This is a genomic window from Peptoniphilus sp. oral taxon 386 str. F0131, assembly GCF_000090945.1.
GTDB classification, from domain to species: domain Bacteria; phylum Bacillota; class Clostridia; order Tissierellales; family Peptoniphilaceae; genus Anaerosphaera; species Anaerosphaera mikwangii.
Map to the genome: position 1 here is coordinate 1,151,515 of NZ_GL349422.1, position 12,311 is coordinate 1,163,825.

10 protein-coding genes are annotated in these 12,311 nt (G+C 31.7%); 3 read left to right on the forward strand and 7 right to left on the reverse strand.

Annotated elements, in window-relative coordinates:
- From hutH to HMPREF0629_RS05505, 4 genes are all read right to left on the reverse strand, one after another.
- A partial coding sequence (gene hutH / locus HMPREF0629_RS05490; protein WP_009222355.1) for a histidine ammonia-lyase occupies positions 1 to 1,427 on the reverse strand: 1,427 nt, incomplete at its 3' end.
- A gap of 1 nt (position 1,428) precedes the next feature.
- Positions 1,429 to 3,690, reverse strand: a complete 2,262-nt coding sequence (locus HMPREF0629_RS05495) for a xanthine dehydrogenase family protein molybdopterin-binding subunit (protein ID WP_009222356.1) — start codon at positions 3,688 to 3,690, stop codon at positions 1,429 to 1,431.
- Entirely contained in the window at positions 3,687 to 4,520 is an 834-nt protein-coding gene (locus HMPREF0629_RS05500) for a xanthine dehydrogenase family protein subunit M (RefSeq protein ID WP_009222357.1), read from the reverse strand. The genes HMPREF0629_RS05495 and HMPREF0629_RS05500 overlap by 4 nt, the downstream gene beginning before the upstream one ends.
- Positions 4,520 to 4,981 carry a (2Fe-2S)-binding protein gene (locus HMPREF0629_RS05505; RefSeq protein WP_036728514.1) on the reverse strand — a complete coding sequence of 154 codons (462 nt, stop codon included), beginning with the start codon at positions 4,979 to 4,981 and terminating at the stop codon, positions 4,520 to 4,522. The genes HMPREF0629_RS05500 and HMPREF0629_RS05505 overlap by 1 nt, the downstream gene beginning before the upstream one ends.
- A gap of 413 nt (positions 4,982 to 5,394) precedes the next feature.
- On the opposite strand from HMPREF0629_RS05505, the gene HMPREF0629_RS05510 reads away from it, so the two are divergent.
- Positions 5,395 to 7,677, forward strand: coding sequence for a bifunctional dihydroorotate dehydrogenase B NAD binding subunit/NADPH-dependent glutamate synthase (locus HMPREF0629_RS05510; RefSeq protein ID WP_009222359.1), 2,283 nt, complete (start codon positions 5,395 to 5,397; stop codon positions 7,675 to 7,677).
- An 8-nt stretch (positions 7,678 to 7,685) separates the two neighbouring features.
- On the opposite strand, the gene HMPREF0629_RS05515 is transcribed toward HMPREF0629_RS05510, so the two are convergent.
- Positions 7,686 to 8,522, reverse strand: coding sequence for a DsbA family protein (locus tag HMPREF0629_RS05515; protein WP_009222360.1), 837 nt, complete (start codon positions 8,520 to 8,522; stop codon positions 7,686 to 7,688).
- A 171-nt stretch (positions 8,523 to 8,693) separates the two neighbouring features.
- On the opposite strand from HMPREF0629_RS05515, the gene nrdD reads away from it, so the two are divergent.
- Positions 8,694 to 10,817, forward strand: coding sequence for an anaerobic ribonucleoside-triphosphate reductase (nrdD, locus tag HMPREF0629_RS05520; protein ID WP_036728508.1), 2,124 nt, complete (start codon positions 8,694 to 8,696; stop codon positions 10,815 to 10,817).
- Complete coding sequence (nrdG, locus tag HMPREF0629_RS05525) at positions 10,817 to 11,311, forward strand: anaerobic ribonucleoside-triphosphate reductase activating protein (RefSeq protein WP_009222362.1); 495 nt, start codon at positions 10,817 to 10,819, stop codon at positions 11,309 to 11,311. The genes nrdD and nrdG overlap by 1 nt, the downstream gene beginning before the upstream one ends.
- Positions 11,312 to 11,545: 234 nt before the next feature.
- Here nrdG and HMPREF0629_RS05530 read toward each other — a convergent pair whose 3' ends face one another.
- The gene (locus HMPREF0629_RS05530) at positions 11,546 to 11,926 is read right to left on the reverse strand and encodes a RidA family protein (protein ID WP_009222363.1); all 381 of its coding nucleotides are present in this window, start codon (positions 11,924 to 11,926) and stop codon (positions 11,546 to 11,548) included.
- The gene (rsfS, locus tag HMPREF0629_RS05535; RefSeq protein ID WP_009222364.1) at positions 11,926 to 12,276 is read right to left on the reverse strand and encodes a ribosome silencing factor; all 351 of its coding nucleotides are present in this window, start codon (positions 12,274 to 12,276) and stop codon (positions 11,926 to 11,928) included. Before rsfS ends, HMPREF0629_RS05530 begins: the two co-directional genes overlap by 1 nt.
- Between the last annotated feature and the right edge of the window lie 35 nt (positions 12,277 to 12,311).

The following is a 12,311-nucleotide window of genomic DNA, read 5'->3' on the forward strand; positions in this document are numbered from 1 at the left end:
TCTTTATCATAGAAAGGTACCGCATCTCTAATTACCTTGTATGCAAGCGAAGTAGTCTTTCCAAGTTTCTTATTTCCTCTAAGGTCAATTGCCTGTGCTGCATGCATTGCCTCTATACCGATAATATATCTTATATTATCAAGCATTTGGAAAATCTTATAACAAGCAAGAGGTAAATTACTTGCATGGTCTTCTATTGTTCCGGCAAGAGAATAAAAATCCATAGATGAAGGATTTGCAAGTCCTCTATTTTGAGTATCAAGCATTGTATATGTCTTTTGAATAGTTCCAAAAGCTATTGTTTCAACTTCCTTTGGTGTTAAAAATCTATTCAACTTAGTAAATGCAGGATCCGCCAATTTTATCATTCTGTAACAAGAAGATTTAGATAAATGACTAAGCGCTACTGCCAACATTTCAACTCCTATTGCCAAAGATGTTATTTCAAAATTTGCACTTACAAATGATGATTTTTCATCTATTATTATGCATGGATTATCATCTGTTGTATTCATAGTTATTCCAAGTTGCTCTTTTACATATTCCATTACGTCATACATTGTACCATTAACAGAATGGGCACATCTAAAACTTAATGGATCTTGTAATGCTCTTTCAGGATCATATTCATGAAGATAACTTCCTTCTAAGTATTCTCTACACATTTTTGCAACTTTTTCTTGACCCTTGATCGCTCTAACTTCATTAACATCTTCTCTAAGCTGTTCCATAACGCCGTTTAGGCCCTCTAAACTCATACAGAATATTATAGTAGACATTTTTACTATATCTTCTATTTCTTTAAGTAAAATTGCAGTCATAGCCTCTCCCTGTGCATTACAAGAAACTATACTAAGACCATCTTTGGGACCAAGCTTTGCAGGTTTTAACCCAACTTTGTTCATAGCATCTGTTGAATTCATAACTTCTCCGTTAAAAGTTACATCTTCTTCACCTATAAAAGCAAGACCTATGTGAGAAAGTGTTGTTATGTCAGCCTCTCCTATTGAAGATCTCATAGGAATTCTCGGATGAATTCCATAATTTAGAAAATCTCTATAGTGATGCAACAATTCCGCAGATATTCCGGTATGTCCTGTTAAAGCTTTATTTAACCTTAAAAGTAAAATTGCCCTTACATGCTCATCCGGGTGATATGGTTTAACACCAAGACAATGACTGTTTAATAAATTTTTATTATATGCTGCAAAAAAATCTTCATCAAATTCTTTGTCTTTGTTCCAACCTACACCTCTGTTTAATCCATATACCGGCTTACCCTCAGCTGCCATATCAAATAAAATTTGTCTGGCATCTCTTACTCTTTTTTCGGCATCATCAGAAATTTCAACTTGTCTGTTAGAATATGCTACACTGTAAACATCTTCAAGTGTCAATGGAGCTCCTGTTAAAATTAATTTCTCCATTTTATTCCTCCTCTCTTAATTTTTCTATGCTCTTTATAATATTTTCCGGATTTGCCGGATAATTGGTAATATTAGTTCCAAGAGCATGATTTATTGCATTTAAAACTGCCGGAGCAGGTGCAACCGCTGATAATTCTCCTACGCTTTTTAATCCGTAAGGAGCCGTTTCATCATCACTTTCCACTAAAATAACCTCTACATTAGGCATATCTTGTGCATTTAAAGTGTGATACTTTGATAGACTTGCATTTTTTACATATCCATCTTTATCTATTACAACTTCTTCTGAAATAGCCATTCCTAAGACAAATTGACAACCTCCGTGAATTTGTCCTTCAACCAGCATAGGATTGATAGGCTTCCCTATATCATGTACAGCTAATAACTTTACGATTTCTACAAATCCTGTTTTTTTATCAACCTTAACTTCCGCAAAACAAGCTGCAAGTGCAGCCGGATTTCCTTTTGGTACATGGTGTACATATACTGAAGTAGGATCGAATAAAAATTTTTCCCTCAATGACGCTATTTCTCCATAACTATATTTTTCATCAGAATTTCTAACCAATACATATCCATCATCTATATATAAATCATTCTTATTTAGTTTTTTAACCTTTTCTAATGTATCAAAAAGCTTTTCTTTTAATTTTTCAGCTGCCTCTATTATTGCTCCTCCACTTACAAAGCTTACTCTACTTGCCTGAGTTCCTGCAGCATCATATGGAGAAATGAACGTATCAGCCTCAGGAATGGAAATCATTTTAGGGTCAAGATCGAGTTCCTCTGCCGCAACTTGTACAAGAGATGCAACCGTACCGCAACCTTGCTCGTGTATAGCATTTTTTATCAATACACTTCCATCTGCGGAAAGAATCATTTCAATATTTGTAAAATCCGGAAAAGCTCCAAGATAACCATTACCGTGACTTGCACAAGCAACTCCTACTCCATAAGAATATCTATCCGTATTCTTTTCCCTTATATGATTAAATTTTTCTTTCCAATCAAAAGCTTCCATTCCTTTTATGATGCATTCCTTTATTGCGGCTTTACCAAGATTCGGTCCGCCCACAGGATCATCATCATATGGATCTATTAAATTTTTTAACCTGAATTCACAAGGATCCATCCCGATTTTTAACGCAGCATTAGTTATATTTATTTCTGAAACCGCATGAGCCTGTGGTCCCCCATACGCTCTACATGCTCCTCCAGGAATTGCATTAGTATAATATGCTCTACCTTCAAATTCTTGATTTTTTATTTTGTATAATCTGAATAATTTTTTTGCAAAAGCATTTGTAATACTTATATTGTTCGTATCATATGCTCCACCGTCTACTTCAGTAGATATTTTTCTACCAAGTATTGTTCCATCCTTATTGATGGCAGTTTTAACACTTACCCTCATATAATTTCTTGTAAATGTTCCTTTTATGCTTTGTTCTCTATCCATATATAAAAGGACCGGCCTTTTTAACTTCCATGCAACAGCTCCAACTATAATTTCTAAAAGAGGTTGTTGCTTTCCTCCGAAAGAACCGCCCATCAAGGATTTTATAACTCTAACTTTATTATATGGAATTCCAAGTACATTTGACAAATGCATTTGTATTGCAAAAACTATTTGACTTGGGCTTGACACTACCAAATTCCCAAATTCATCAATTTCTCCAAGTGCAACATGGTTTTCTATGGCAAGATGATGTGTTCTTGGAGTAGAACCTCTGTCTTCAATTATATAGTCTGCTTCTTTGCATACCTTTTCAAAATCTCCACACGCCAAATGTTTTTCATAGGCAAGATTTGAATCTCTTTTTATTACTATTTCATCTTTTTTTGCTTCATCAATGCCAATTACTGCGGGCAATTCTTCATAGTTTATCTTTAACTTCATAATAGCTTCTTCAACTGCAATTCTGGTTTCTCCAATCACAATTGCAATTCTATCGCCTACATATCTTGCTCTTTCATTAAGTACACACTCATCTTTATAACCTGACACACCTGAAAACCATTCCATTGAATTATACATTTTTTGCGGCAAGTCACTATGTGTTAAAATAGAATGAATGCCTTCTACTTTCATAGCTTCACTACAATCAAAACTTATATTTGCATGTGGCTTTTCACTTAAAACAAGTTTTGCATAGAGCATATCATATTTTTTTATATCGCCTATAAATTTTGCTTTCCCTGTAACTCTACTAAGGGAATCCTCTCTAATTAAACTTTTCCCTATATATTTATATTGACTCATTTTAAATCTCCCAATAAATCTTCAACTAAACCTTCAATTGCAATTCTTTTATAATATTTTGAAGATCTTGTCGGAATTGCAAGTTCAATTTCTCTAAATGCCAATTCTTGTATTTTTGTAATATCAATATCATTTAGCCTTTTATTTAAAATTTCTTCCTCAATAAGTTTCGCTTCAACCGGCTTTACTCCGACCGCTCCTAAATATACACTTGCATTTAAAATTACATCCTCAGACATTTCTAAATCCATTGCACAACTTATTTTTGATATTGTTACTGCAATTCTCGAACCGACTTTTCTAAACGCACTTATTCTATTTTTCTTTTTTATAATTATTTCGCATATAACTTCATTTTTTGTCAAAGATGTTTTTTCTCTTCCGATTACAACATCGTAAATAGGCACAATCCTAAAACCGTTTTCAGGGTTATATATTTTTATATCAGCTCCATAGGAAAACATAGTAAGCATAGTATCTGCAGACTGCGATGCATTGGCAATATTTCCTCCAATTGTAGCCTTATTCCTTATTTGTTCAGAGCCGAGATTATATGCTGCATTATAAAGTGCAGTAAGCTTATTTTTTATTAATTCACTTTCACAAAGTTCTGTCATAGTTACAACAGAACCTATATATATATATTCTTCGTCTTCACTAATATTTTTCCAATCACTGATTTTTGTCAAATCAACAATGCTGTATTCTGTAATATTATTTTTTTTAAGATGTATTATTAAATCAGTTCCACCTGCAATAAAAAATGTATTTTCAGGTGCATTCAATAAAACATTTTTTAACTCAATTTCATTTTTAGGTGAATAAAACATTATTTCCCCTCCTTAATTGCAGAATCAATAGCCTCGATAATTTTTTTATAGCCTGTACATCTACAAATATTACCTTCTATTGCTCTTTTTATATCATTAAGAGTGGGATTTTCATTATTCATCATTAGCGCCTTTGCACTCATCAAAAACCCGGGAGAACAAAATCCGCATTGAACCGCTCCATGTTCTATAAATTTTTTTTGTAATATATCAAGCTCTCCATTTTGCTGTAAGCCCTCAACTGTTAAAATTTCACAACCGTCAACTTGACCTGCAAGAACTAAACAAGATGCAACTGCCTTTTTATCAATTATGACAGTACAAGCTCCACATTCTCCCTCAGAACATCCTTCTTTTGTCCCTGTCAGTTTCAAATCATCTCTGAGAAAATCTATTAATCTTAATTTTTCACTTACATCGGTCTCATATTCTATTCCATTTACTTTTGTTTTAATAATCATATTCTTCACCCACAATAATACTCTATACCTTAATTCCTTGTTAATGTATTAAACTAAATATAGAATACTATCTTATTGTCTAATTAAAGTCTAATTTTAAATATTTTTTATTATGGTGTTGTTTTTATTTAAGATTCAATATTTTTTATTTTAATTAGACGGAAATTACTAAATTAATAATATAATGAATTTATCAGTTATTGCTCAAGTCAAATTTTTTTAATTATAACACTTCATTTACTAATTTAGTATTTCGAAATATTATTTTGTATTTTTTTTAATACTATTTAATAGTGTTTTATCAACGATATGCAATTAGTAAATTTATATGATAACTTTTATTTATTTGTAATTTCCAAGCTATTTTTTTGTGTTATAATTAATTTGTATAAAATTATTAATGGGGTGTAAATATGTATAAAATTTTGAATAAAGAGTGTCTTGCTCCAAATATCTACTTAATGGATGTATATGCTCCTCGCATTGCAGCTTCAGCAAAGCCCGGACAATTTATTATTGTAATTGCCGATAAATATTCAGAGAGAATTCCTCTTACAATTTGTGATTACAATAAAGAAAAAGGTACCGTCCAAATAGTAGTTCAAGTAATTGGTGAATCTACTAAAAAAATATGTAATTATAACATAAATGAATCTTTTGCAGATTTTGTAGGTCCATTGGGACATCCTTCAGAATTTATAGAAGATAATCTAAATACTCTAAAAAGCAGAAAATATTTATTTGTTGCAGGTGGTGTCGGAACTGCGCCTGTATATCCTCAAGTTAAATGGCTTTTCGAACATGGGATTGATGTAGATGTAATAATAGGTGCAAAATCAAAAGAATTTGTAATATTAGAAGATAAATTAAAAGCAGTATCAAAAAATTTATATATCACAACAGATGACGGAAGCTATGGATTTAAAGGTCTTGTAACTAATAAAATTGTAGATTTAATCGAAAATGAAAATAAAAAATATGATATATGCGTTTCAATCGGTCCTATGATTATGATGAAGTTTGTATGTCAAACAACTAAAAACTACAATTTAAAAACTATAGTTTCATTAAATCCTATTATGGTTGACGGTACCGGAATGTGTGGAGCTTGCCGTGTAAATATTGGCGGAGTAAATAAATTTGCATGTGTTGACGGTCCGGAATTTGATGGACATCTTGTAGATTTTGATTCAGCTATAAAAAGACAATCTCAGTACAAAAATAATCCTGAAAAATTATTAAAAGATAATAAGGAACATACTTGTTCACTTGAAATTGCCGTTGAAAAACAACATAGAGAAATTGAAAACGAGAAAGCTGATAGATTTAAACGTACTCCTATTTCAGAACAGCCTGCAAATATTAGAAATAAAAATTTCGAAGAAGTGTGTCTCGGATATACTGAAGAAGAAGCTGTTATAGAAGCTAAGCGATGTCTTAATTGTAAAAATCCTCTATGTGTCGGCGGATGTCCTGTATCAATAAATATTCCTGAATTTATCAAAGCAATTGCAAATTCAGAATTTGGAAAATCTGCTGAAATTCTATCTCGCTATACTGCTCTGCCTGCAGTTTGCGGAAGAGTTTGTCCACAAGAAACTCAATGTGAGCAAAGATGTATTCTCACAAAAAGAGGCGACGCTGTTGCAATTGGAAAATTAGAAAGATTTGCAGCAGATTATGCAAGAAAAAATAACATAAAACTAAATGAAAAACCTGAACCGAACGGACATAAAGTAGCTATAGTCGGAGCAGGACCGGCCGGTCTTACATGTGCGGGAGAACTTGCAAAATTAGGATATGATGTAACTGTCTTTGAAGCTCTACATCAAGCAGGCGGTGTTTTAGTATATGGAATACCGGAATTCCGTCTACCGGATGAAGTTGTAAATCACGAGGTTAAAAATCTATTAAACCTTGGTGTTAAAATTGAAAATGATATAATTATAGGAAGAACAATAACTATAGATCAAATTCTAGACCAAGGTTTTGAAGCGGTATTTATAGGCTCAGGTGCAGGATTACCAAGTTTTATGAATATACCGGGTGAAAACTTAAATGGCGTATATTCTGCAAATGAATTTTTAACAAGAAATAATCTTATGAGATCATTTGAAAAAGAATATGACACCCCAATAAATGTAGGTAATAAGGTTGCGGTTATTGGTGGCGGAAATGTTGCAATGGACGCTGCAAGAGTTGCAAAAAGACTTGGAGCCGATGTATCAATCTTATACCGTAGAACGGAAGCAGAACTTCCTGCAAGAGTTGAGGAAGTTCATCACGCAAAAGAAGAAGGAATCAAATTTGAAATGCTCACTGCTCCTATAGAAATTATAGGCAGCGATGATGGTTGGGTAAAATCACTTAAATGTGTTAAAAATGAACTTGGAGAACCTGATGATTCAGGAAGAAGGCGTCCTATTCAAATACCAAACTCAGAATACGAAGAAGAATTCCAAACAATTATAATGGCACTTGGAACTTCCCCTAATCCGTTAATTTCTCAAACTACAAAAAATTTGGACACAAACAGGAAAGGATGTATAGTAGCAGATGATTTCGGACAAACATCAAGACCTGAAATTTTTGCAGGCGGAGATGCTGTAACAGGAGCTGCAACAGTAATTTTAGCAATGGGTGCCGGAAAGACGGCAGCTGAAAAAATTGATGAATATATAAAAAATAAGCAGTAATAAACTGCTTATTTTTCTTTATATTCAATTCCATTTCCCACTTCACTTTTAATTATAGCTTCTTGTCTTTCAAGCTTTTCCAAAATTTCATCTAAATCAATATCGGATATATCAAAAGTTTCCTTCAATTCAACCCTAAAAACCCGTTTATATTGCTTTATGAAATCCAAAATATGTTTTTCATCAGCTATAATGTCTCTCTTTTTTAAATTTGAAAACTTATCTATAAATTCAATCAACTGATTTTTAGTTTTATATCCTCTGATTACATGCTCTCTCTTCTTTTCATCCACATACATAAAATTTGGAAATGTAACCATTCTTCTATCAAATGTTGCAATTCTGTCATTTAAAAATTCTTCCTTTGAAAAATCTCTAAAATTTTCTATAAATTTTACCCTATCAATACCAATCTCTTGTGCAATATCTGCACATATATTTTCATCCATAGTATTTAGTCCATCTAACATGGTTGCTTCTCTTAATTTCCTAAGAAATTTATTTGAAAGCGAAAATTCCGTTATTCTTGCAGCAATAAAAGCACAATCTATTATATTTGTACTTGGATTTTTTCTTGATAAAAGATTCGGTGCTTTTATCATTATAGGCATACCATGAATATTAGAGCCTGTTTGCCAGATTTGAAGTAAAATTTTATTAGCCATTTCATCAGAATCATTATCTTTCATATTCATAGGAAGTATATCGTGATAATCGGAGATCATTCCCGCCATTATATTATCCATTTCAATTTTTCCGCAATATATATAATCTATCGCCCTAAGTACTTTTTCTTCACCATATGACCAAGTACATACTGCATCTGAAAATATTGTAAGTTTCATAAAATACCTCCTTTTTATTTCTACCCTTTTATTTTATTTTAAATAATTTATTTTATTAAACTTATTTAAGTAATTATTTTTTCAATATATTGTATATATCTTCAATATTCGCTTGAAATAAAACACTACATATTGTATAATATTTTCATAAAATAATTAGGGGTGTTTAAAATGACAGAAGTAATTAAAAGAAATGGTGTAAAAGTACCTTTCGATGCTAATAAAATTGAAATAGCAATAGAAAAAGCAATGCATTCAAGCAATGGAATTTTTATTGAAGATCAAGCAAAAACTATTGCTAAAGAAATCGAAAATTATGCAAATACGTTAGAAGATGCAATATCAATTTATGACATAGAAGAACAAGTATATTATAAGCTAATACAATACAATAATCCTGCAACGGCAAGGTCATACGAATCATATAAATCAGTTCAATCATTTAAAAGAGAACAAAATACCACTGACAAAGAAATTTTAGGTCTTCTTAACCAAACAAACTTTAATGTAATGGATGAAAACTCAAATAAGAATGCAATCATTGCATCTACACAAAGAGATTTGATTGCAGGAGAAGTTTCAAAAGACATAGCTAAAAGAAAAATGATTCCTGCTGATTTAGTTGAGGCACATGACAGCGGAGCTATTCATATACATGATATGGATTATATTATTCAACCTATTTTTAATTGTTGTCTTGTAAACATGAAAGATATGCTCGATAAAGGCACAGTTGTAAATGGAAAAATGATTGAAACTCCCAAATCATTTCAAGTTGCCTGCAATGTAATGACTCAAATCATAGCTCAAATAGCATCAAACCAATATGGCGGTCAATCTATAAACATCTCTTGTTTAGGTAAATACTTAAGAAAATCTTATGAGAAAAATCTAAATCTTGCAATTGAAACTCTCGGTGATGTAGAACTTGCTGAAAAAATGGCAAATAAAATGACCCAAAAAGATTTAGAAAGTGGAATTCAAACAATTCAATACCAAATAAATACTCTAATGACTTCAAATGGTCAAGCACCTTTTGTAACATTATTCATGCACTTGGAAGATAATGATCCTTATATTGACGAAGTTGCACAAATAATTGAAGAAATATTAAAACAAAGAATTAAAGGAATTAAAAATGATGCAGGAGTATATGTAACTCCGGCTTTTCCAAAATTAATATATGTACTTGATGAAAACAATATAAGACGAGATTCTAAGTACTACTATCTAACAAGTCTATCAATAAGATGTACTGCAAAGAGAATGTATCCTGATTATATAAGTGCAAAAAAAATGAAAAATAATTACGAAGGTAATGTATTTAGCCCAATGGGTTGTAGAGCTTTTTTACCTGCGTGGAAAAATGAAAAGGGTCAATATCAATTTGAAGGCAGATTTAATATGGGTGCTTGCTCTATAAATCTTCCCCAGGTTGCAATACTTGCAAATGGAGATGAAAAAAAATTCTTCGAAATCTTAGAAAAAAGATTAGAACTTGTAAAAAGAATAGGCGTTATAAGATATGAACATCTTAAAAATGTAACAAGTGATTCTTCTCCAATACACTGGCAACACGGTGCAATAGCAAGACTTGGAAAACATGAATCAATAGCACCTCTGCTATTAAATGGATATTCAACTGTTTCTCTTGGTTATATCGGCATATATGAAGCTACAATATTAACCAAAGGTGTTTCTCATACAGATCCTGTTGGATATGAATTTGCAATGAAAATAATGGATCATTTAAATGATGCCGTTAAGAGATGGACGGAAGAAATAGGAATAAAATTTACATTATACGCTACCCCGGCAGAAAGTCTAACTCACAGATTCTGCTCCATTGATAAAAATAGATTCGGGGTAATTGAAAATGTAACAGATAAGGGATATTACACCAACTCCTTTCATGTTGATGTAAGAGAAGATATTTCCGCATTTGAAAAATTTACCTTTGAATCAAAATTCCAAGACAGATCAACCGGAGGATGTATATCCTATGTAGAAATCCCTAATATGGGACATAACCTTGAGGCTCTTGAAACGTTAGTTAAATTTATATATGACAACATTCAATATGCAGAATTTAATACAAAGAGTGATTATTGTGCCGAGTGTGGTTTTGATGGAGAAATCAAGCTAAATGATGAAAATAAATGGGAATGCCCTCAATGTGGTAATAAAGATAAGGCCACACTTACAGTTGTAAGAAGAACTTGCGGATATCTTGGAGAAAACTTCTGGAATGAGGGAAGGACAAAAGAAATTAACAGTAGGGTGCTTCACATATAATGAAATATGGACAAATAAGACAATTTGATATAGCTAATGGTCCCGGAATCAGAACAACCTTTTTCGTAACGGGTTGTACTCATAATTGCCCTGATTGTTTTAACAAAGAATACCAGGATTTTTCTTTTGGAAATGTTTGGACGGAAAAAGAAACTCAAATGGTAATAGATTATTTAAAAAACGAATCTGTAAGCGGACTTACAATTCTCGGCGGTGAACCATTCCAAAATACTAAAGATTTAATACCGATTGTTAAAAAAATTAAAGCCAATTCAGAAAAAAGTATTTGGATATATTCGGGATATACCTATGAACAATTGATATCCGATAAATTAAAAAAGGAACTTTTATCCCTATGTGATGTATTGATTGACGGATTGTTTATAAAAGAATTAAAAGACTTAAACCTACATTTTCGCGGTTCTTCAAATCAAAGAATAATAGATATACAAAAATCACTTGAACTGAATCAAGTAAACTTAATAAACATATAAGGAGCGTTAAGCTCCTTATTTTTATATTGCGATATAATCGGTATATGCTCAAAATAATTTGTTACTATCCTACTTATAAGAATGTATACTTTCTCATCTCTTTTGGAAATTTCTAATTTAACTTAAATTCTTTTTACAAATATATTATAAGATATTGATATTTAAATAAAGCCTTTAATTTTTTCTTACATAAACAAAAAATCCTCCTAAATTAGGAGGACTTCTATAAACTTATTATAATTCTACTATCGCTTCTATTTCTATTAGAGCATCTTTTGGTAATCTTGCTACCTCTACACAGCTTCTTGCCGGTTTATGGTCTGTAAAATATTCTGAATATACTTCATTTACAGCAGCAAAATTATTCATATCAGATAAAAATATATTTACTTTTATAGCCTTGTTAAAATTTGAACCTTCATTTTCAACTATAGCTTTAACATTTTCAAGACTTTGTCTTGCAGCTTTTTGAATATCATCTGATACCAATTCTCCGGTTTCAGGAATTAGTGGAATTTGACCTGAAGTAAAAAGTAAATTTCCAACTACTGCTCCTTGTGAATATGGACCTACTGCTGCCGGTGCTTTTTCTGTGTGTGTTAATCTAACGCTCATTAGTCTTCCTCCTCTTTAACTCTAAAATTTTCTTCATCTGACCACAATCTTTCAATATTATAATATTCTCTCTCATCTTTGTGGAATACATGTACTATTATATCATCATAATCAAGCAAAATCCATCTCATAGAATTTTTTCCCGACTTATTTGAAAGTTCATATCCTTCTTCACTCATCTTATCTTCTATTTCATCTGCAAGAGCATTAACCTGATTAGAAGAATTACCGCTAACTATTACAAAATAATCGGCTATTGAACTAAGACCTTTGATATCAAGAACCTTTATATCTGTTCCCTTCTTATCTTCACACGATTTTACAATTATATCCAACTTCTTATTTTCCATAACTCCTCCTTATTTTAATCCTAAATTTACCAAAA

Coding starts and splice junctions, on each gene's coding strand:
- HMPREF0629_RS05495 (WP_009222356.1), bottom strand. CDS start 3,690: ATGAGTCAATATAAATATATAGGGAAAAGTTTAATTAGAGAGGATTCC.
- HMPREF0629_RS05500 (WP_009222357.1), bottom strand. CDS start 4,520: ATGTTTTATTCACCTAAAAATGAAATTGAGTTAAAAAATGTTTTATTG.
- HMPREF0629_RS05505 (WP_036728514.1), bottom strand. CDS start 4,981: ATGATTATTAAAACAAAAGTAAATGGAATAGAATATGAGACCGATGTA.
- HMPREF0629_RS05510 (WP_009222359.1), top strand. CDS start 5,395: ATGTATAAAATTTTGAATAAAGAGTGTCTTGCTCCAAATATCTACTTA.
- HMPREF0629_RS05515 (WP_009222360.1), bottom strand. CDS start 8,522: ATGAAACTTACAATATTTTCAGATGCAGTATGTACTTGGTCATATGGT.
- nrdD (WP_036728508.1), top strand. CDS start 8,694: ATGACAGAAGTAATTAAAAGAAATGGTGTAAAAGTACCTTTCGATGCT.
- nrdG (WP_009222362.1), top strand. CDS start 10,817: ATGAAATATGGACAAATAAGACAATTTGATATAGCTAATGGTCCCGGA.
- HMPREF0629_RS05530 (WP_009222363.1), bottom strand. CDS start 11,926: ATGAGCGTTAGATTAACACACACAGAAAAAGCACCGGCAGCAGTAGGT.
- rsfS (WP_009222364.1), bottom strand. CDS start 12,276: ATGGAAAATAAGAAGTTGGATATAATTGTAAAATCGTGTGAAGATAAG.